Origin of the sequence: Serratia sp. CY71090, from assembly GCF_052166845.1 — a bacterium.
Classification (GTDB): Bacteria; Pseudomonadota; Gammaproteobacteria; order Enterobacterales; family Enterobacteriaceae; genus Serratia; species Serratia nematodiphila.
In genome coordinates, this window is sequence record NZ_JBJNOA010000010.1 from 125,071 (window position 1) to 145,883 (window position 20,813).

The following is a 20,813-nucleotide window of genomic DNA, read 5'->3' on the forward strand; positions in this document are numbered from 1 at the left end:
GTAAAAAAGGGCGCCGAAGCGCCCTTTTCTGTTTCATCAGCCCGCTATTTGGCGGCGCCTTCCATGCCCACCAGCCCCACTTTCAGGTAGCCGGCTTTACGCAGGGTGTCCATCACGCTCATCAGCGTTTCATAGTCCACGCTCTTGTCCGCCTGGAAGAAGATGGTGGTTTCTTTGTTCGCCTGGGTGCGTTGATCCAGCACCGAAGTCAGCTGATCGGCATTCACCGGCTGATCGCCGACGTAGAGCTGCTTGTCGGCCTTCACCGACAGGAACACCGGTTTTTCCGGCCGCGGCTGCGGCTTGGCGGAGGAGGCCGGCAGATCGACGCGGATATCTACCGTTGCCAGCGGCGCGGCCACCATAAAGATGATCAACAGCACCAACATGACGTCGATAAACGGCGTCACGTTGATTTCATGCAGTTCGCCGCTGTCGTCCAGATCTTCATTTAAGCGCATCGCCATGACTCACCCCGCCCGCAGTTGATGTGCGTGCTGTGAGCGCTTGGCTTCCGCCGTCGCGGCCAGATCCAAATCACGGCCCTGCAGCAGCAAGACCTGCGCCGCCACGTCGCCCACCTGCGCGCGGTGGCCGCTGATGACGCGGGCGAAGATGTTGTAGATAACGACGGCAGGGATCGCTGCGACCAGGCCCAGCGCGGTCGCCAGCAGCGCTTCCGCGATGCCCGGCGCCACAACCGCCAGGTTGGTGGTCTGCGAATGGGCGATGCCGATGAAGCTGTTCATGATGCCCCACACGGTGCCGAACAGACCGACGAACGGCGAGATGGCGCCGATGGTGGCCAAGAAACCGTTGCCGCGGCCCATGTTGCGGCTGTAGGCCGCCACGCGGCGCTCGAGACGGAAGCCGGTGCGCTCTTTGATGCCGTTGTTGTCGTTGGATTCCGCAGACAACTCCAGCTCATTTTGCGCGTCGTTCAGCAATACCGCGCTGACGCTCTCCGGACCGAAGTTTTGCGCCAGTTCGGAGGCTTCATCCAGCGAGCGCGCTTCGGCCAGCGCCAGCTGTTCGCGGCGCAGACGGCGCTTGGCGCGCAGCAGTTCACTGCCTTTGGAGAACAGAATGGTCCAGGTCACGATCGAGGCCAGCACCAGGCCGATCATTACCGCTTTCACCACCGCGTCGGCGTGCTGGTACATGCCCCAAACGGACAGGTCCATGCCGCGGGTTTCCGGTGGCTGGATCGTTGGCGCCGGGTTCACCGGCGTGATGCTCTCCGGCGCGGCGGCTGCAGCAGGTGCAGGCGCGGTGGTCGGCGCAACGCTTTCGGCAACGGCCGGATTGCTCGCTGGCGCGGCCTGCGCGCTGCCGGCCAGCCCTACGACCAGCACCATAGATGCCATCAGGCTGCGGCCGAAGGCCTTGCCCCACTGCGCCCGGCCCTGGCCGAACGATCCTTGATTTAAATTCTTGCCAGCCGTTTTCACGCTGTGCCTCCACCCATTACCGATCAAAATTAAGGAATAATTCAGCGTGCGATCATATCAAACCAACCGGGGATTGATAGTGGTTCTCATTATTATTTACCAAATAAACGAGAAAATTTTAGCCAGCATCGCCACAAAGCGCCAATCTGTGTCCGTTCACCGCCAAATGCCCCTTTTATAGGGTGATTTCGTTACTTTTCTTCCACAACGACGCAACAACGCCACGCTGCCGAACGGCGTCTTGACCGATGAATGGGCTTCTCTCTCGCACCACGGCAGAAGGATGAGGCGAGAAATGCACGCCCGACAGACAATTATAGCCGTTTCTATATCTGGAAGTTAAAACGTCTGGATGGCTATATTAACTCATGTTAACGTAAGGGCTATCGTAAACAGGCACGTGCAGAGCAACCAGAGGTGAGCCAGGTACCATGACGTCAAAACATATCGAAACCGCGCTGATCGGCGCCGGCCGCGGCAAACGCTACACCCAGGGCTCCGTCAATCCCGTCACGCAACGCGCCTCTTCTTTGGTCTTCGACTCCGTCGCTGCCAAAAAACACGCCACCGCGCAACGCGCCCACGGCGAGCTGTTTTACGGCCGACGCGGCACCCTGACCCACTTCGCCCTGCAGGATGCGATGGTGGAGCTGGAGGGCGGCGCCGGCTGCGTGCTGTACCCCTGCGGCGCGGCGGCGGTGGCCAATGCGATCCTGTCGTTCGTCGGCGCCGGCGATCACCTGCTGGTCACCGGCTCTGCGTACGAACCGACCCAGGATTTCTGCACCCATATCCTCGGCCGCATGAACGTCAGCACCACCTATTTCGATCCGCTGATCGGCGCAGACATCGCCAAACTGATCCAGCCCAATACCCGCGTGGTGTTCCTGGAGTCCCCCGGTTCCATCACCCTGGAAGTGCAGGACATTCCGGCGATGGTGCAGGCCATTCGCGCCGTGGCGCCGGACGTGGTGATCATGATCGACAACACCTGGGCGGCGGGCGTGCTGTTCAAGGCGCTGGATTTCGACATCGACATTTCTATTCAGGCCGGCACCAAATACCTGATCGGCCATTCTGATTACATGCTTGGTACCGCCGTCGCCAACGCGCGCTGTTGGGATCAACTGCGCGAGTACTCCTATCTGATGGGGCAGATGGTGGATGCCGACACCGCCTACATGGCGAGCCGCGGCCTGCGAACCCTGAGCGTGCGGCTGAAGCAGCACGAACGTAGCAGCATCGAGGTCGCCAACTGGCTGGCGGCGCGGCCGGAGGTGGCGACGGTCAATCATCCGGCCCTACCGAGCTGCAAGGGCCACGAGTTCTACCGCCGCGACTTCAGCGGCTGCAACGGGCTGTTCTCTTTCGTGCTGAAGGAACGGCTGGACGATACGCAGTTGGCCGCTTACCTGGATAACTTCAGCCACTTCAGCATGGCCTACTCCTGGGGCGGCTTCGAGTCGCTGATCCTGGCCAACCAGCCGGAAGAACTGGAAGCGATCCGCCCGGCGGGCGGCGTCGATTTTTCCGGCACGCTGGTGCGGTTGCATATCGGCCTGGAGAACGTCGAAGACCTGATCGCCGATCTGGCGGCCGGCTTCGATCGCCTCAACGGCGTGCGCTAAGGCGGATTCCGGTAATTTTCTTCGTCTCGTTTAATGTCGGCTTAAGCTATTAGCGGTACACTAACCGGGTAACTGTCAGATACGGTACCCGCCGCATCCTGGAGAACGTGACCCCGGGCGCAACCGGCATGCAACAGGACATAAAATGGATGTATTACGAGAGATTATTCATGCGCTTTGGCAGCAGGACTTTATCGCCCTCGCCGATCCAAGCGTAATTTGGGTGGTTTACGCCGTACTTTTCACCACTCTGTTTTTGGAAAACGGACTGCTGCCCGCCTCCTTCCTTCCCGGTGACAGCCTGCTGCTGCTGTCGGGCGCGCTGATCGCCAAAGGCGTGATGGGCTTTGCCCCCACTCTGTTGATTCTGACCGCCGCCGCCGGCCTCGGCTGCTGGCTGAGCTATATCCAGGGCCGCTGGCTGGGCCACACCGGCCTGGTGAAGAGCTGGCTGCTGCAACTGCCGGCACAGTACCACCAGCGCGCGCACAACCTGTTCAACCGCCACGGGCTGACGGCGCTGCTGATCGGCCGCTTCCTCGGTTTCGTGCGCACCCTGCTGCCGACCATGGCCGGCATTTCCGGGCTCAACAGCTCGCGCTTCCAGGTGTTCAACTGGCTGAGCGCGGCGATCTGGGTCTGCGCGCTGGTCGGCCTCGGCTACGCGTTCAGCCAAATCCCTCTGGTGAAACGCTACGAAAGCCAGGTGATGACCGGCCTGATGCTGCTGCCGCTGCTGCTGCTGTTTGTCGGCCTGCTGGGCGCCATGCTGGTGATCTGGCGTAAAAAACGCGCCGCCTCTTCCTGAATCGGGCGCGCTACAGCGCCTTCTCGACCAACGCCAGACTGGCAGGCAGTTTGCTCACCAGCGTATCCACCGCCAGCCGCACCTTCAGCGGCAGGTGAGGCGTGTGCGGCCACACCGCATGCGCTTCAAAGGCGGCGCCCGGCCGATCGCGCAGCAAGCGCACCAGCGCCCCGCTCAACAACTGCTCACGCACCAGCCAGCACGGCAGCCAGGCGATGCCGAAACCCGCCGTCGCCGCATCCGCAATGGCCTGCAGGTCGTCCATTTGCAGCCGGTTGTTCGGCATCACGTCCTGCGGCTTGCCGTCGCTATCCAATACCAGCCAGCTGCGCCGCGCGCCGGCGCGCATATAGGTCACCGCCTCATGCTGCGCCAGTTGCTCGATGCTGTGCGGTTCGCCGCACCGCTGCAGATAGGCCGGCGAGGCGCACAGCGTCATACGGTGATCGCCGATTCGGCGCGCCACCAAGCCGCTGCTGTTAGCCAGCGTACCGTTGCGGATCGCCATATCGAAGCCGTCCTCAATCAGATCCACCACCCGATCGCTGAACGACAGCTCCAGCTCCAGGCCAGGATGCTCGCGCGTCAGTTCGGTCAGCAGCGGCGCAATGCACATGCGGCCAAACAGCACCGGCATCGACACCCGCAGCCGGCCGCTGACCTGCCGCTTGCCCGACTCCAGCAGCGTTTCCGCGCTGCGGATCTCCTCCAGCGCCCGCAGGCAGCGCTCGTAGAACAGCGCACCGTCGTCGGTCAGGCTCTGGCTGCGCGTGGTGCGATGAAACAGCCGCACCCCCAGCCGCTGCTCCAACCGGGCGATCGTTTTCCCCACCGCCGAACGCGAAAGATGCAGCCGACTGGCCGCCACTGCAAAACTGCCCGCCTCCACGGCGGTAACGAATACCGAAATACCGCTCAACCGATCGCTCATGATTTGTCGCTCTGAAAGAAACAATCTGCGGAAATCTTATCGCCACTGGCGAACCTTCATCAACGATATTATCGGCAGGTCTGTTAATCGCTGACTTTGGAGAACATCATGACCAATACAATGCAACGCTGGACGATGAGCGCCCTGGGACGTGAGCACCTGCAGCTGAGCGCAAGCGCCATCCCACAGCCGGGTCCGCACGAAATCAGAGTGAAAGTGAAGGCTATCTCACTCAATTACCGTGACAAACTGATGATAGAAAGCGGTATGGGGCTCACGCTGCCGCAGCCGTTCACGCCCGCCTCGGACATGGCCGGCGAGGTCGATGCCATCGGCCCCGGCGTCAGCCGCTTTCAGCCCGGCGCGCGCGTCATTTCCACCTTCAGCCCCGGTTGGCTCGACGGCGAGCAAAAACCCTACGGCGATGCACGCCGGGTGCCTTACCACACCCTCGGCGGTTTTTATCAGGGCGTGCTGGCGGAATACGTGATTTTGCATGAAGACTGGCTGGTAGCGGCGCCAGCGTCGCTGGACGACGTCCAGGCCAGCACCCTGCCGTGCGCCGGGCTGACCGCCTGGTACGCACTGGTGGAGCAAGGCAGACTGCGCGCCGGCGACTCGGTATTGGTGCAAGGCACCGGCGGCGTAGCGCTGTTCGCGCTGCAGATCGCCAAAGCCCACGGCGCGGAGGTCTATGTCACCTCCGGCAGCGATGAAAAGCTGGCGCGAGCCCTGGCATTGGGCGCCAATCATGGCATCAACCGGCTGGACGGCGATTGGGTGGAGGCGATTTATGCGCTGACGCAGGATCGCGGCATCGACCATGTGATCGACACCGTCGGCGGCACCAACCTCGGCAACTCGGTGCGCGCCGTGGCGGTGGGAGGACGCATCTCGGTAATCGGCATCCTGGAAGGCAACGAGATTTCCGCTCCCGCCGGCCCACTGCTATTAAAATCCGCAGTGATTCAGGGCATCGGCGTCGGCCACCGCCGCGCGCTGGAAGACCTGGTGCGCGCCGTGGACGCCGTCAACCTGCAGCCGGTGATCGACCAGGTATACCGCTTCGATCAGCTGTCGCAGGCGTTGGATCACCTCGATCGCGGGCCATTCGGCAAGATCGTCTTAACCCCATAAACGCGGCTCAGCCCTCCAGCAGCAGCGGGTTGGCCTCGCGCAGCCGGGCGACTTCATCGCTCGGCGTCATGCCGAACAGCCGTTTGAACTCACGGCTGAACTGCGACGCGCTTTCGTAGCCGACGCGGATCGCCGCCGTGCTGGCCTTCAGACCGTCATGCACCATCAACAGGCGCGCCTTATGCAGCCGGTACGACTTCACGTACTGCAGCGGCGAAGTGTTGGTTACCGCCTTGAAGTTGTGATGGAACGCCGAGACGCTCATGTTGACCTCGCTGGCCAACTGCTCGACGTTGATGCTGTCGGCATACTGATGTTCGATACGCCGCAGCGCCTTGGCGATCTGGCTGAAGTGGGTATGGCGATTCACCAGCTCCTGCAGCGACGCGCCGCAGGCGCCGCGCAGCACATAATAGAGAATCTCCCGTACGATCTGCGGCCCCAGCACCCGGGCGTCGAGCGGATTGGCCATCACGTCCAGCAGACGCTCGGTGGCGCACAGCAACTCTTCCGTCATTTCCGCCAGGTTCACCCCGTTGCTCTCCGCCCGCGGTTGCATCAGGTAGTCGTCATCGCCGATGTCGATCAGCAAGTCCTGCAGCATTTGGGTATCGATATTGACCGCCAATCCAACCAGCGGCAGTTCCGGGCTGGCGAAGGTTTCGCATTCAAACGGCAGCGGCACCGTCATCAGCAGGTAGTTGCGCGGATCGTATTGGAACTTCTTATTGCCGCAATAACCGACCTTGTGGCCCTGAAAAACGATGACGATCCCCGGTTCATACATCACCGGCTGACGCGGGCTGTGGCGATCGACATACAAAATCTTCACCCGCGGCACCGGCGACGGCGTGTAGCCGTTGCCGCTGGCGATAGCCATCGCCTGGCGCGCCATGCGGCTGCGCAGCGCATCGATTTCAATCACGGAAACACCCTCTTACAGTCAGAACGATTCGGCATAAATCATAACTTAAAACTCGCCATTTCTACACTGACTTATAGGAATAGGCAAGAACCAAACAGAAATGTGCATTGTGCGTTGCCGCCCGGTTCCTGACAATACGGGCCAGACACCTTTGCGCCGCTTTGGCGCCCGCCTGACTGAAAGAGAGAAATCAACCATGCACAACTTCATTTTGCATACCCCAACCAAAATCCTGTTCGGCAAGGAGCAAATTGCCGAAGTGGCCAGCCAAATCCCGGCGGACGCGCGCATCCTGATCACCTACGGTGGCGGCAGCGTGAAGAAAAACGGCGTGCTGGATCAGGTGCATAGCGCGCTGGCCGGCCGCGACGTGCGGGAGTTCTCCGGCATCGAGCCGAACCCGACCTACGAAACGCTGATGAAAGCGGTCGAGGTGGTGAAAGCGGAAAACATCGATTTCCTGCTGGCGGTCGGTGGCGGTTCGGTGGTTGACGGCACCAAGTTCATCGCCGCCGCCGCCCGTTATACCGCCAGCAGCGACGCCTGGCACATTCTGCAGACCGTCGGCAGCCACATCGCCGACGCGGTGCCGATGGGCTGCGTGCTGACGCTGCCGGCCACCGGCTCCGAGTCCAACAGCGGCGCGGTGATCACCCGCAAAAGCAGCGGCGACAAGCAGCACTTCTTCTCACCGCTGGTGCAGCCGCGCTTCGCCGTGCTGGATCCGGTGGTGACCTACTCGCTGCCGCCGCGCCAGATCGCCAACGGCGTGGTCGACGCCTTCGTGCATACCCTGGAGCAGTATCTGACCTATCCGGTCGACGCCAAAGTGCAGGATCGCTTCGCCGAAGGCCTGCTGTTGACCCTGCTGGAAGACGGCCCGCGCGCGCTGGCCGAGCCGGAGAACTATGCGGTGCGCGCCAACGTGATGTGGAGCGCCACCATGGCGCTGAACGGCCTGATCGGCGCAGGCGTGCCGCAGGACTGGGCGACCCACATGCTGGGCCATGAGCTGACCGCCATGCACGATCTCGACCACGCGCAAACGCTGGCCATCGTGCTGCCGGCGCTGCTGCACGAGAAGAAAGCGCAGAAGCGCGAAAAACTGCTGCAGTACGCTGACCGCGTCTGGGGCCTGCGCGAAGGCAGCGAAGACAGCCGTATCGACGGCGCCATCGCCGCCACCCGCGCCTTCTTCGAGCAGATGGGCGTGCCGACCCGCATGGCGGATTATCAGCTCGACGGCAGCAGCATTCCGGCGCTGCTCGACAAGCTCCATCAGCACGGCATGACCGCCCTGGGGGAGCATCAGGACATCACCCTGGACGTCAGCCGCCGCATTTATGAAGCGGCGCGTTAATCGCAAAACGGCGATTTTTTGCTAGGCTTTAGTCTCCGCCAGCCATTTTTCGCCGCATCCTGCGCCCGGCCGATCACCGGGCGCAGTCGGGCGCTTCAGCGCCGCCGATCGTTTCGCACCACTCGTCTTACCGCTCATTCGCAGGGAGAGCGGGGAGAAAATAGCCCTCCCGCCACCGCTGAAATTAGGCTGGCAAACCCGGCAACCGCCCATTTTGCCAACTAGAATTTATCTATAGCCGTTTCGGCGCCGCAGGCGCCGCAATCCGTACACAAGGAGATGCGCATGACAACGCAACAACCCATCATCAAACTCCACGATGGTAATCTGATGCCGCAGTTGGGTCTCGGCGTTTGGCAGGCGAGTATTGAAGAGACCACCCGCGCGGTGAGCAAAGCGCTGGAGATCGGTTACCGCTCCATCGACACCGCCGCGATCTACAAGAACGAGGAAGGCGTCGGCGCCGCGCTGCAGTCCAGCTCGCTGCCGCGCAGCGACCTGTTCATCACCACCAAGCTGTGGAACGACGATCAGGGCGATCCGCTGGCGGCGCTGGAAACTAGCCTGGAAAAACTCAAGCTGGACTATGTGGATCTGTATCTTATCCACTGGCCGCGTCCGCAGCAGGATCAATACGTCTCCGCCTGGCGCGAACTGATCAAACTGCGCGAGCAAGGCCTGGTGAAAAGCATCGGCGTTTGCAACTTCCATACGCCGCACCTGCAGCGCCTGCTGGATGAAACCAACGTGGCGCCGGTCGTCAACCAGATAGAGCTGCACCCGCTGCTGCAACAGCGCCAGCTGCGCGCCTGGAACGCCACGCACCATATCGCCACCGAATCCTGGAGCCCGCTGGCGCAAGGCGGTGAAGGCGTGTTCGACCAGCCGCTGATCAAGGCGCTGGCCGAGAAATACGAGAAAACCCCGGCGCAGATTGTGGTGCGCTGGCACCTGGACAGCGGGCTTATCGTCATCCCGAAATCGGTCACGCCGTCGCGTATCCGCGAAAACTTCGAGGTATTTGATTTCAAACTCGATAAGGACGAGCTGGGCGAGATCGCCAAGCTGGATGTCGGCAACCGCCTGGGGCCGGATCCGGATACCCTTTAACCCCCTCAAGCCCTCTCCGGCCGGAGGGGGCTTTTCCTTCCCGCACATTGCTCCTTTGCGCCGCCTGACGTTATGATGACGACGCCGGAGGCTCCGGCCGCCGGTTCACGCCGTTAAAAAAACAGACAAGCACGGAGCACCATGAAATTCTCTTTCTCACACGGGTCACGGCTGGGCATGCTTTGCATCATGCTGGTGCTGGCGGGTTGCGCCGGCAAGAAACAGCGCGTCAGCTACGATCGCCACGCCTTCGACAGCGCCATCAAAGACGCCGCCAGCGAATACGGCGTGGACGCCAAGCTGATCACCGCCATGATCCAGGTGGAGTCCGGCTTCAATCCTTCCGCAGTGAGCAGATCCAATGCGATCGGCCTGATGCAGCTGAAAGCCGATACCGCCGGCTGCGATGCCTATCGCTACAAAGGCAAACGCGGCTGCCCGGACGACGATGACCTGCGGGATCCCGACACCAATATCGATCTTGGCGCCGCCTATCTGGCCACCTTGCAAAAACAACAGCTTAAAGGGATCGCCAATCCCGTCACGCTGCGCTACGCCACCATCATCGCCTACGTCAACGGCACCGGCGCGCTGCTGCGCACCTTCTCCAGCAACCGTCAGCAGGCGATCGCGATGATCAACAACCTGTCGCCGGAGGCCTTTAACTGGCACGTACGCAAATACCATCCCGCGCCGCAGGCGCCGCGCCATTTGATGAAAGTGGAAGCCGCCTACGAGCAGCTGTGACGCTCAAAAGTAAAAAGGAGAACCCGAGGGTTCTCCTTTTTGTTTACGCACGCGGTGCGGCCGTTACGGCTTGGCTTTGCGAATCGGTTTGCGCGGCGGCCGGTTGGACGGCGTGCGCTGCCGATTGATATCGGTATGTTTGGTCAGCGCCGGCCGGGTATGGCGCTGCAGGCGTTTCGCTTCGCGCTGCTCGTCGATGCTCGGCGCCGGCACCAGACAATCGCGGCGGCTGCCGATCAGGTGCTTCAGGCCCATCTCTTCCAGCGCGGCGCGGATCAGCGCCCAGTTGGCCGGATCGTGGTAACGCAGCAGCGCCTTATGCAGGCGGCGCTGGCGATCGCCGCGCGGCACCACCACGTCTTCGCTCTTGTACCCCACCTTGCTCAGCGGGTTTTTGCCGCTGTAATACATGGTGGTGGAGTTGGCCATCGGCGAAGGATAGAAGTTCTGCACCTGATCGAGGCGGAAACGGTTCTTCTTCAGCCACAGCGCCAGGTTCACCATGTCTTCATCACGGGTGCCCGGGTGCGACGAGATAAAGTATGGGATCAGGTACTGCTCTTTGCCCGCCAGCTTCGAATAGTGATCAAACAGCTGCTTGAAGCGATCGTAACTGCCCATGCCCGGTTTCATCATCTTCGACAACGGGCCTTCTTCGGTGTGCTCCGGCGCGATCTTCAGATAGCCGCCGACGTGGTGAGTCGCCAGTTCCTTGATATAGCGCGGATCTTCCACCGCCAGATCGTAACGTACCCCGGAAGCGATCAGGATCTTCTTGATGCCCTCCAGAGAACGCGCGCGGCGGTAAAGCTTGATGGTCGGCTCGTGGTTGGTATCCATGTAGGTGCAGATCTCCGGATACACGCACGAGGCGCGGCGGCAGGTCTGCTCAGCGCGCGGGTTGGTGCAACGCAGCATATACATGTTGGCGGTCGGGCCGCCCAGATCGGAGATCACACCGGTAAAGCCCGGCACCTTGTCACGGATCTCTTCGATTTCGCGAACGATCGAATCTTCCGAACGGCTCTGGATGATGCGCCCTTCGTGCTCGGTGATCGAACAGAACGAACAGCCGCCGTAGCAACCGCGCATGATGTTCACCGAGAAACGGATCATGTCATAGGCCGGAATGCGATCCTGGCCGTAGGACGGGTGCGGTACGCGTTGATAAGGCAGGGCGAAGACGCTGTCCATCTCCGGCGTGGTCAGCGGGATCGCCGGCGGGTTGATCCACACATAACGGTCACCGTGTTTCTGCATCAGCGCGCGGGCGCAGCCTGGGTTGGTTTCATGGTGCAAAATGCGCGAGGTGTGCGCATACAGCACCTTGTCGCCCTTCACTTTCTCGAAGGACGGCAGCAGCACGTAGGTCTTCTCCCACGGCTTCGGTTTGGCGGCGCGCACGGTGACAGGCTTGGCTTCCGGCTCTTTCGGCTTGGCGCCGTCGGCGCACGGCAGATCCTCGCCGTACGGGTTCGGGATAGGTTCGATGCGGCCCGGCTTGTCGAGGCGGGTGGAATCCACGCCGCTCCAACCCGGCAGCGCTTCTTTGCGCATCACCGCAGTATTGCGGATATCGTGGATATCGCCGATCTTCTCACCGGCGGCCAGACGGTGCGCCACTTCCACCAGCGGACGCTCGCCGTTGCCGTAGATCAGCATGTCGGCTTTGGAGTCCACCAGCACCGAGCGGCGCACGGTATCCGACCAGTAATCGTAGTGAGCGATGCGCCGCAGACTGGCTTCAATGCCGCCCAGCACGATCGGCACGTCTTTATAGGCTTCTTTGCAGCGCTGGCTGTAGACCAGGGTGGCGCGATCCGGCCGCTTGCCGCCGACGTTGCCGGCGGTATAGGCATCGTCGTGGCGCAGTTTGCGATCGGCGGTGTAGCGGTTGATCATCGAGTCCATGTTGCCGGCGGTGATGCCAAAGAACAGGTTCGGTTTCCCCAACCGCATGAAGTCTTCTTTATTGCTCCAGTCCGGCTGCGCGATGATGCCGACGCGAAAGCCCTGCGCTTCCAGCATGCGGCCGATGATCGCCATGCCGAAGCTTGGGTGATCGACATAGGCGTCGCCGCTGATGATGATCACGTCGCAGCTGTCCCAGCCCAGTTGATCCATCTCTGCCCGCGACATCGGTAAAAACGGCGCGGTGCCAAAACATTCGGCCCAATAAGGCTTATAGGAAAACAGTTCACGATCGGGTTGGATCAGGCTGGTGGTGCTCATTCTGCTGCTCTTTTTACAGGTTAATTAATCGCCGGGCGGCGATTATACGCACTAGCAGCAAAAAGAGCATGGTTATTTCGCTAACCGTTCACTTCGAATTCATAAACGTCGCTGCGGCACAAGATATCGCTGAACTCCAGCGCCTCACCCTGAGCGTTGCGGCTGGTTTGGATGATGTGCAACAACGGCGCGCCGCACGGCACGTTGAGCAGTTCGGCGACCTCGTCGCTGCAGGACACCGCCTTCAACAGAAAGTGTTTATCCTCCGGCACGATGCCGCGCGATTGCCATAACGCATACAGCGAGTGTTCCAGCTGCGCCGGTTCGGGCAAGAAGCGCGGTGGTATATAGGTGGTTTCCAGCGAGACCGGGCTGCCGTTCAGCAAGCGTAACCGCCGCAGTTTGATCACTTCATCCCCCTCCGCCAGCCCCAACGCCGCCGCGGCCTTGGCCGGCGCGCCGACTCGGGTGCGCAGCAACCATCGATTGCTGACGCGGCTGCCATGACGCAGCGCCTGAGCGGTAAACCCGCTGTCCTTATCGAGGGAATAGCCGATGCGCATCGCCACGCGGGTGCCAACGCCCTGCTGCCGCGAAATCAGCCCCTTCTCCTCCAGCAGCTTCATCGCCTTGCTTACGGTGACGCGCGACAGCGCCAAACCTTCCGCCATCTGCCGTTCCGGCGGCAGAAATGCCTCCGCCGCCAACACCTGCTGCCTGATCGCAGTTTCTATCGCCGTCGCCAGCTGAATATAACGCGGCGCTACCGCCCCCTGGGCCAGATGGCCACGCAGCCAGGCCATAAAATCCGTCATTCGCCCGCCCTCTTACCTATGCCATTTGTCTGGATTTCGTTTTTTATCCTATCGCCGATCCGGCGATAAGCCCCTCACCTTAACTAAAATATCGCTAATGTTTTCAGAGTGGCATCACAATTTTTGCCTAATGGACTTTCATTGGATCTAGATCGCGCGTAATCTGTGCTTATTGATGTTGATACATCAATCGCACCAACACCAGGGACCCACTTTAAAAACAATAAAAAACCCGCTGCCAGCCCTAAAGGATACCCTTGATGGCCGGTAGCGGGCCTATACTGTCAGCACAAACGGCCGAGAATAAGCAACGTAGCTAATGGATAGCCTGCTCACTGCTCATCGCCGCATCACAGGATCCCCTCGCGGTGGGCGAACCGGATCGATGTCGGCAAGTAGAAAGGTTCCCGCTTCGCCAAACCCCGCTGCAGACCCACTCTTTGACTACACTCATTGGCGCCGTGCGGCCGACGTGCCTCACCCTATAAGGCGGATACCGCCCTCATTTTGACAGACCCGGCGGCATCAGCCGCTACACACTGCGCGGAGTCGGCGTCTTCACCGACAACGGGATAGCCGGCCTCAACCGCGCCAACGGAATCGATTTTCAGTCAACTGCGGCGGCCCTCGCGGCCCTGCGCAACAGGGATCATTTGCTATGACCGATATCAATCGCAATGAAGCATGGAAGGTAGAAAGCACCGGTATCGACCGGGTGCCGGACGCGGAACAGACCGGTAAGCCCATCGAGCTGTTTTGGATCTGGTCGGCGGCCAATATCGGTATTCTCGGCGTGGTATACGGCGCCATCATCGTCGGCTTCGGCTTATCCTTTCTGCAATCGGTACTCGCCGCGCTGGTCGGCGTCGCCAGCTTCGTGCTGGTCGGCCTCACCAGCTTCGCCGGCAAGCGTGGGCGCACCTCTACGCTGACGCTCTCGCGGGTGATTTTCGGGCTGAAGGGCAACGTGGCGCCCACCCTGTTCAGTTGGATCAACCTGATGGGCTGGGAAGCGGTCAACGTGATCACCGGCACCCTGACGCTGGCGGCGCTGTTCGAGGCCTTCGGACTGGGAACCAGCCACCTGCTGACCGCGCTCAGCCTGCTGCTGTTCGGCGGGCTCACTGTCGTCGTCAGCCTGCTCGGGCAAAATACCGTGGTCTGGATGCAAAGCTGGTTCAGCCGCATCTTCGGCACCATGACGCTGATCGTGGTGCTCTATATCCTGTTCAATACCGAGTGGAGCCAGGTGCTGGCGCTGCCATCCGGCAGCTGGCTGACCGGTTTCCTGCCGGCGGTATCGGTGATCGCCGCCGGCACCGGCATCAGCTGGGCAATCGCCGGCGCCGATTACAGCCGCTATCAAAGCCCGAGCTCGTCGAGCAAAGGCATTTTCGCCGCGGTGATGGGCGGTGCCTGTTTGCCGCTAATGCTGCTGATGCTGGCCGGCATTCTGCTTTCCGTGCAGCTCCCCGATCTGGCCAGCGCCGCCAACCCCATCGCGCTGATAGGCTCGGTGCTGCCCGCCTGGATGGCCATCCCTTATCTGCTGGCCGCCACCGCCGGCATCGTCACCATCGCGGTGCTCAGCCTGTATTCCGCCAGCCTTAACCTGCTGACCATCGGCGTGCAGGTCAAACAGTGGCTGGCGGTATCGATCGACGCCGTGGTGGTGCTGGGCATCGCCCTGTATGTCCTGTTCATCTCCGGCGATTTCATGGGGCCGTTCATCTCCTTCCTGGTGTTCTGCGGGGTGTTCCTGGCGGCCTGGGAGGCGATTTTCCTGCTCGATTACCTGTGCCTGCGCCGCCGCCACGGGTATGATGGCAACGCTTTGTACGGCCTGCATGGCCAGAACCGCGGCGTGCGCAAAGCCCCGCTGTTCTGCTGGTTCCTCGGCGCCCTGTGCGGCCTGCTGGTCACCAAAACCGGTTTTATCGACGGCCCGCTGGCCAAAGGCTTGTTCGCCGACTCCAGCCTGGGGCTGTTTGTGTCGTTTGCGGTGAGTCTGATCGCTTACGGTCTGTACCTGACCCAACGCAGAGAACATCAATGAATGAGTGGGAAGCTGTAACACCTGTCCTGGTGATGGGGGGCGCGGTCGGCGATCTGGTGATGACGCTGCCCCGCCTGCCGACCAGCGGCGAAGATATCGAAGCCCAGCCGCAGGCGCGGCAAATCGGCGGCTGCGCGTTCAACGTAGCGCGCGCGCTGACGCGCCTTGAAGTTCCGGTGATCAACGGTATGCCGGTCGGCAACGGCGAATGGGGCGCGGCGATCGAAGCCGCCATGGGCGAACTGGGGCTGGAGGTGCTGTTGCGCCACGGCCAGATGGACAACGGCTGGTGCCTGGCGCTGGTGGAACCGGACGGCGAACGCACCTTTATCACGGTTTCCGGTTGCGAAAGCCAATGGAATAAAGCGCAGCTGGCGGCCCTGCCGCTGACGGAACACACGCTGATCTACGCCAGCGGCTACGAGCTGGCCGGCGAAAACGGCGAAGCGCTGCGCGAGTGGCTGACGCGCATGCCGTTCGACCAACCGCGCCTGATCGATCCCGGCCCGCGCATCGCCCAGCTCAGCGAAGATTTCTTCGCCATGCTCAGCGACAGCCATACCCTGCTGACGCTCAACCGCGACGAAGTGGCTACGCTGTGCGGCGCCGGCGACGCCGTGGAGGCCGCACAGCGCTATGCCGCCGCGCGTAATCTGACGCTGATTTGCCGCCTGGATCGCGACGGCGCATGGATCTGCGACGGCCGTACGCCGCCGCTGCACGTTCCGGCCTATCCGGTAGAGGTCGTTGACACCATCGGCGCGGGCGATGCCCACTGCGCCGGTTTGCTGGCGGGCCTGTCCGCCGGCTGGCCGCTGCCGCAGGCGGTCGATCTGGCCAACCGGGTCGCCGCTTGCGTGGTGGCCAGCCTCGGGGCCGCCAATCCGCCGGACCAGCAGCAGCTGCAGCAGCGCTTCCCGCAGGCCTGACGTTTCAGGGCGCAGCAAAGCCGCGCCCTCTGCCTCACTGCGCCGCCGCCGCGTTCTCCTGCGGCAGGTGGCGATAGTTGAAGCTCAACGCGAACACAATCCCCAGCACCAGCGTATACAGCGCAAACACCAGCCAGATGCTCTGCCAGTCTTTCACGCCGTCATGGCTGAAGAAGTCCACCACCTCACCGCTGGCGAGCGCCCCCAGATAGGCGCCCAAACCGTTCACCATGGTCATGAACAGCCCCTGCGCGCTGGCGCGGATGCGGTGATCGGCCTCCTTCTCGACGAAGATGGCGCCGGAGATATTAAAGAAGTCGAACGCACAGCCGTAGACAATCATCGACAGCAACAGCAGCACGAAACCAAAACCGACCGGCGTGCCGTACGCCAGGAACAGAAAGCGCAGCGTCCAGGCCGCCATGCTGATCAGCATCACCTGCTTGATGCCGTAACGGCGCAGGAAGAAGGGTATGGTGAGGATAAAGAACACTTCAGAGATCTGCGACAGCGACAGCAGCACCGCCGGATACCGGACGCTGAGGCTGTCCTGATACAGCGGATTGAGCGACAGATCGTGCAGGAACGGGTTGCCGAAGGTATTGGTTATCTGCAGCGCCGCCCCAAGCAACATGGCGAACAGGAAAAACAGCGCCATGCGCCGCTGGCGGAACAACACCAGCGCATCCAGCCCCAGCACGCTCACCCAGCTCTTCGACTCGGCCGCGCGGTTGGTCGGGCAACGCGGCAGCGTCAGCGAATAGGCGGACAGCAGCAGCGACGCCGCAGAAGCCAGATACAGCTGCAGATTGCTGAGCTCAATGCGGCTGAAACCGACCAGCCACATCGCCAGAATGAATCCCACGGTGCCGTACACCCGCACCGGCGGAAAATCCCTCACCGTGTCAAAACCGTGCTTTTCGAGGCAAAAATAGGAAATGGCGTTGGAGAGCGCGATGGTCGGCATATAGACCATGGCATTGAACAGCATCACCCAGAACATCAGCATCGGTTGCTCGACCTGCGCCGCGCAGTACAGCGCCAGCGCCCCGAGCAGGTGGCAAAGCGCATACAGATAGTTGGCCTTCATCCAACGGTCGGCGATGATGCCCGCCAGCCCCGGCATGATCAGCGCCGCGATGCCTTTGGCGCTGTAAACCATCCCCACCTGCATGCCGCTGAAATGCAGCGTGTTGATCATGTAGGAGCCCAGCGTCACCAGCCAGGCGCCCCAGATAAAGAACTGCAGGAAAATCATGACTTTTAATCGTGTTTTTATCGCCATCGCCATCACCTTGTTATTATGCTTTCAACGATGATTGGTGCGGCGGGCCCCCTGCAGCCCGCCGCCGGTTTGCTTACGGTGTCACAGCGTTTTGAACAGCTCGCGGATCAGGCGCATGAAATCGTCCGCCGCCAGCGCCGCGCAGCTGAGCGTTTGTTCGTGAGAAAGAGGCGTATCCGACAGCCCTTCGGCGTAGTTGGTCATCGCGGACACCACCAGCACCTTGAGACCGCAGTGCCGCGCCGTCAGGACCTCCGGCACGATCGACATCCCCACCACGTCGCAGCCGAGGGTCTGCATCATGCGGATCTCCGCCGGCGTTTCGAAGTTCGGCCCGGTGTAGGCGGCGAACACCCCTTCCGCCAGCGGGATGCCCGCGCTTTCGGCCACCGCCGCCAGCCGGGCGCGCAGATCGCGATCGTAGGCGTTCGCCAGGCTGAAGAAGCGCGGCCCGAAACGATCGTCGTTGGCGCCGACCAGCGGCGACTCCGGCATGAAATTGATGTGATCGGTAATGGCCACCAGGCTGCCCGGCGCCACCGAACGGCGCAGCGAACCGGCGGCGTTGGTCGCCAGCAGGAATTCGCAGCCCAGCAGTTTGAAGGTGCGCACTGCGGTGGTCATCACCTGCATGCCACGCCCTTCATAGAAATGACCGCGCCCTTTCATGCACAATACCGGCACGCCCTCCAGCTTGCCGGCGACCAGTTGCCCGGCGTGGCCGGCGACGCCGCTCACCGGGAAGCCCGGCAGCTCCGCGTAATCGAGGGTGACGGTTTCGGTCATCACCTCCGCCAGGGCGCCGAGCCCGGAGCCGAGAATCAAGGCCGCTTTCGGCTGGAAACCCGGCAGGCGTGCGCGGACGACATCGGCGCAGGTAAAAGCATCTTCTTGATTAAACATCGTATTCTCTCTTTCAGCGGGGGATAATAAGCCCCATAGTAGAGAGCGAGGCGCGGCCGAGACCAATACATTCTTGGCGGCCGATTTATTCCATTTACCTATAAGTTGAGCTGCGTCACAAGGAGGCGATACCCCGGATGAACCCGCCCCATGCCCTGCCCGATCCCGGCCGGATTAACTTCCGCCTGCTGCACTATTTCCGCGTGGTGGCGGAAGAGATGAACTTCACCCAGGCGGCGCGGCGGCTGAATATGTCACAGCCGCCGCTCAGCAAGCACATCAAGGAGCTGGAGAGCCAGCTCGGGGTGGTGCTGTTCAAACGCACTACCCGCTCCATGACGCTGACGCCGGCCGGCCGCACGCTGCTGCGCAACGTCGAGCGGCTGCTGGATCAGGCCGACAGCGCGCTGCACCAGGTGCAACAGATGGGGCGTGGCGAAGGCGGCCACATGGTGGTCGGCATGGTCGGCACCTCGGCCTGGGGCGGCCTGCTCGCGGCGCTGCGGCGGTTCAGCGAGCGGAGCGCCGGCGTCACCTGGTCGTTGAACGAGCTGACGCCCAGCCAGCAAATCGCCGCGCTGCAAAAACGGCATATCGATATCGGGGTATGGCGAGAGGCGCAGCAGCAGACGCTGCCGGGATTGAGCTGCCAACGGCTGGCAAGCGAGAGCATCGCCGTGGTGTTGCCGCTCGATCATCCGCTGGCGCAGCAGGAGAATATCCCGCTGGCGGCGCTGCAAAACGACAGCTTCATCGTGCTGCCGCCGCATGAGGCCAGCCTGGGGCTGTATCTGCACAATCTGTGTCTGCAGCAGGGATTTTTGCCGGACGTCGCTTATCAGGTCAACGAACCGCAAACTCTGCTGGCGCTGGTGGCGGAAGGCTGCGGCATCACGCTGCTGCCGGACAGCTACGGCCGCATCCCGTGGCCCGGCGTACGCTTTTGCTCGCTGCAACAGGCGCCGCCGGCGGATTTGTACGCGGTGTATCGCACCGACAGCGTCACGCCGGTGGTGCAGGCCTTCCTGGAAATGCTGCGGGCGCCGTAAGCGGCCCACAGCGCAGATTACATCGTCGGCTGCACCATCAGCTGGCCGGCGGTGCCGCGATCGGCCATCTCCAGCGTCTGGCTGTAATACAGGAACGGGAAGTGTTCGGAGGTAGGTTGGTTGAAATACACCAGCAGCTCGACGTCGCCATCGACCCAGACGGTGTCCTTCCAGCCGCGATCTTCCGCCATCGGCTGCGCGCCGTTGACGCGTTTGATCAGGAACTGCACACCCTGAATATGGAACGCCTGCGGCGTATCCGCGTGAATGTTCCAGCGTTCCCAGGTGCCTTGCTGCGCTTGTACGTCGATGCGGTTCATGTCCCAAATCGCGCCGTTGATGCCGACGCCGCCGTCGCCCAGGCGGAAATCGCGGGTGCGGCTGGCGCTGCCGTCCAACAGCTGATCCGCCAGCAGGCGCATCGGCAGGTTGTCGGTCACCAGCGGCAGCAGGCCGGTCGGGCGCAGCGTCAGCACCTGGGTGGACACCAGAATGCTCGACGGCTCGAACAGGCCGCGCAGGCGATCCATGATGCCCGCCGCTTCACCGGCGGTGATGGTCACCTCCTCGCCCTTCGACATGTCGATCAGCACTTCCCGGCGTTCGCCAGGCGCCAACGACAGCTGCTGCACCGCGACCGGCGCAGGCAGGAAGCCCTGATCGCTGGCAATCACGTTGAACGGCCGCCCGTCGCTGAGCTGCAGGGTATAGCGACGCGCGTTGGAGGCGTTAAGCAGGCGCAGACGCACCCAGCCGCGCGACACGTCGACATACGGGTTTTGCACGCCGTTGACCAACAGCGTATCGCCGACAAAACCGCCCTGCGACGGTGCATCGTATTGCGGTGTGCCGAAGTTATCGAAGCGTTTGTCCTGAATGATCAGCGGGAAATCGTCGACGCCGTAGTGGTTGGGCAGCGGCAGCGCTTTGCTGACGGCATCTTCCACCAACCACAGCCCGGCCAGCCCGTTGTAAACGTGCGGCGCCATACGGTTCGGCGTGTTGGCGTGGTACCAGCAGGTGGCCGCCGCCTGACGAATGGGCAGCACCGGCGACCAGTCGACGTTAGGCGACATCATGCGCGGCGCGCCGCCCATCAGCGTGCCAGGCACCTGCAGACCGCTGACGGTCATCGCTACCGGCTCCTGCAGGCGGTTGCTGTAGATCAGTTTGACGTCGTCACCGCTGTAAACCCGCACCGTCGGCCCCAGGTACATGCCGTTGATGCCCCACACCGCCGCTTTACGGTTATCCATAAACGCCCAATGGGCGCGCTGCAAGGTCAGGAACAGCGGCTGACCGCGGCGAGACTCCAGCAGCGGGGGAATGGGTAACGGGGTCTGCGTTCCGCTCGCCTCAGCCCTCAGCGGCACGGCGCCCGCGCACAGCGCCAGGCCCGATGCCTGTAAAAACTGACGTCGACTGAGTGACATATTTTCTCCATGAA

The 20,813-nt window shown here is 62.1% G+C and carries 18 protein-coding genes; 9 read left to right on the forward strand and 9 right to left on the reverse strand.

What is annotated here, in order from left to right:
* Nucleotides 1-44 precede the first annotated feature (44 nt).
* Nucleotides 45-467 carry a TonB system transport protein ExbD gene (gene exbD / locus ACJ8OK_RS18485; RefSeq protein WP_004937307.1) on the reverse strand — a complete coding sequence of 141 codons (423 nt, stop codon included), beginning with the start codon at nt 465-467 and terminating at the stop codon, nt 45-47.
* 3 nt (nt 468-470) lie between these two features.
* Nucleotides 471-1,451 carry a tol-pal system-associated acyl-CoA thioesterase gene (gene exbB, locus ACJ8OK_RS18490; RefSeq protein ID WP_004937304.1) on the reverse strand — a complete coding sequence of 327 codons (981 nt, stop codon included), beginning with the start codon at nt 1,449-1,451 and terminating at the stop codon, nt 471-473.
* Nucleotides 1,452-1,882: 431 nt separating this feature from the next.
* Here exbB and metC point away from each other — a divergent pair, with 431 nt between their 5' ends.
* Nucleotides 1,883-3,079 carry a cystathionine beta-lyase gene (metC, locus tag ACJ8OK_RS18495; protein WP_033632075.1) on the forward strand — a complete coding sequence of 399 codons (1,197 nt, stop codon included), beginning with the start codon at nt 1,883-1,885 and terminating at the stop codon, nt 3,077-3,079.
* 145 nt (nt 3,080-3,224) lie between these two features.
* Nucleotides 3,225-3,887, forward strand: coding sequence for a DedA family protein (locus ACJ8OK_RS18500; protein ID WP_004937300.1), 663 nt, complete (start codon nt 3,225-3,227; stop codon nt 3,885-3,887).
* 10 nt (nt 3,888-3,897) lie between these two features.
* Here the strand turns inward: ACJ8OK_RS18500 and ACJ8OK_RS18505 are convergent, their stop codons facing one another.
* Complete coding sequence (locus ACJ8OK_RS18505; RefSeq protein ID WP_033632074.1) at nt 3,898-4,818, reverse strand: LysR family transcriptional regulator; 921 nt, start codon at nt 4,816-4,818, stop codon at nt 3,898-3,900.
* Between the two features lie 108 nt (nt 4,819-4,926).
* Between ACJ8OK_RS18505 and ACJ8OK_RS18510 the strand changes: the two genes are divergently transcribed.
* A complete protein-coding gene (locus tag ACJ8OK_RS18510) occupies nt 4,927-5,955 on the forward strand; it encodes a zinc-dependent alcohol dehydrogenase family protein (RefSeq protein ID WP_082997322.1) in 1,029 nt (342 codons plus the stop codon).
* 7 nt (nt 5,956-5,962) lie between these two features.
* Here the strand turns inward: ACJ8OK_RS18510 and ACJ8OK_RS18515 are convergent, their stop codons facing one another.
* Nucleotides 5,963-6,850, reverse strand: coding sequence for an AraC family transcriptional regulator (locus ACJ8OK_RS18515; RefSeq protein WP_156866316.1), 888 nt, complete (start codon nt 6,848-6,850; stop codon nt 5,963-5,965).
* 226 nt (nt 6,851-7,076) lie between these two features.
* Between ACJ8OK_RS18515 and yqhD the strand changes: the two genes are divergently transcribed.
* The 3 genes from yqhD to ACJ8OK_RS18530 all read left to right on the forward strand — a co-directional run bounded on the left by yqhD (nt 7,077) and on the right by ACJ8OK_RS18530 (nt 10,097).
* Nucleotides 7,077-8,240, forward strand: coding sequence for an alcohol dehydrogenase (gene yqhD, locus ACJ8OK_RS18520; RefSeq protein ID WP_015379073.1), 1,164 nt, complete (start codon nt 7,077-7,079; stop codon nt 8,238-8,240).
* A 285-nt stretch (nt 8,241-8,525) separates the two neighbouring features.
* On the forward strand, nt 8,526-9,350 hold the full coding sequence (gene dkgA / locus ACJ8OK_RS18525; protein ID WP_004937289.1) for a 2,5-didehydrogluconate reductase DkgA: 825 nt from the start codon (nt 8,526-8,528) through the stop codon (nt 9,348-9,350).
* A gap of 141 nt (nt 9,351-9,491) precedes the next feature.
* Nucleotides 9,492-10,097: a transglycosylase SLT domain-containing protein gene (locus tag ACJ8OK_RS18530; protein WP_004937286.1), complete on the forward strand. Its 606-nt coding sequence runs from the start codon at nt 9,492-9,494 to the stop codon at nt 10,095-10,097.
* Nucleotides 10,098-10,160: 63 nt separating this feature from the next.
* Here the strand turns inward: ACJ8OK_RS18530 and ACJ8OK_RS18535 are convergent, their stop codons facing one another.
* Together ACJ8OK_RS18535 and ACJ8OK_RS18540 are read right to left on the reverse strand one after the other, a co-directional pair.
* Complete coding sequence (locus ACJ8OK_RS18535; RefSeq protein ID WP_004937285.1) at nt 10,161-12,329, reverse strand: YgiQ family radical SAM protein; 2,169 nt, start codon at nt 12,327-12,329, stop codon at nt 10,161-10,163.
* Nucleotides 12,330-12,409: 80 nt separating this feature from the next.
* Complete coding sequence (locus ACJ8OK_RS18540; protein WP_004937283.1) at nt 12,410-13,144, reverse strand: GntR family transcriptional regulator; 735 nt, start codon at nt 13,142-13,144, stop codon at nt 12,410-12,412.
* Between the two features lie 658 nt (nt 13,145-13,802).
* Here ACJ8OK_RS18540 and ACJ8OK_RS18545 point away from each other — a divergent pair.
* Nucleotides 13,803-15,200 (forward strand): purine-cytosine permease family protein, encoded by a 1,398-nt coding sequence (locus tag ACJ8OK_RS18545; protein ID WP_004937281.1) that lies wholly within the window; start codon nt 13,803-13,805, stop codon nt 15,198-15,200.
* Nucleotides 15,197-16,129 (forward strand): PfkB family carbohydrate kinase, encoded by a 933-nt coding sequence (locus tag ACJ8OK_RS18550; protein ID WP_442530803.1) that lies wholly within the window; start codon nt 15,197-15,199, stop codon nt 16,127-16,129. The genes ACJ8OK_RS18545 and ACJ8OK_RS18550 overlap by 4 nt, the downstream gene beginning before the upstream one ends.
* Nucleotides 16,130-16,163: 34 nt before the next feature.
* Here ACJ8OK_RS18550 and ACJ8OK_RS18555 read toward each other — a convergent pair whose 3' ends face one another.
* Both ACJ8OK_RS18555 and xapA read right to left on the reverse strand, forming a co-directional pair.
* Nucleotides 16,164-17,414: a nucleoside permease gene (locus tag ACJ8OK_RS18555; protein WP_015379077.1), complete on the reverse strand. Its 1,251-nt coding sequence runs from the start codon at nt 17,412-17,414 to the stop codon at nt 16,164-16,166.
* A gap of 81 nt (nt 17,415-17,495) precedes the next feature.
* Nucleotides 17,496-18,317, reverse strand: a complete 822-nt coding sequence (xapA, locus tag ACJ8OK_RS18560) for a xanthosine phosphorylase (RefSeq protein WP_004937273.1) — start codon at nt 18,315-18,317, stop codon at nt 17,496-17,498.
* A gap of 137 nt (nt 18,318-18,454) precedes the next feature.
* Between xapA and ACJ8OK_RS18565 the strand changes: the two genes are divergently transcribed.
* Nucleotides 18,455-19,366 (forward strand): LysR family transcriptional regulator, encoded by a 912-nt coding sequence (locus ACJ8OK_RS18565; RefSeq protein ID WP_060560325.1) that lies wholly within the window; start codon nt 18,455-18,457, stop codon nt 19,364-19,366.
* Nucleotides 19,367-19,383: 17 nt separating this feature from the next.
* Here ACJ8OK_RS18565 and ftsP read toward each other — a convergent pair whose 3' ends face one another.
* Nucleotides 19,384-20,799: a cell division protein FtsP gene (gene ftsP / locus ACJ8OK_RS18570; protein WP_004937270.1), complete on the reverse strand. Its 1,416-nt coding sequence runs from the start codon at nt 20,797-20,799 to the stop codon at nt 19,384-19,386.
* Between the last annotated feature and the right edge of the window lie 14 nt (nt 20,800-20,813).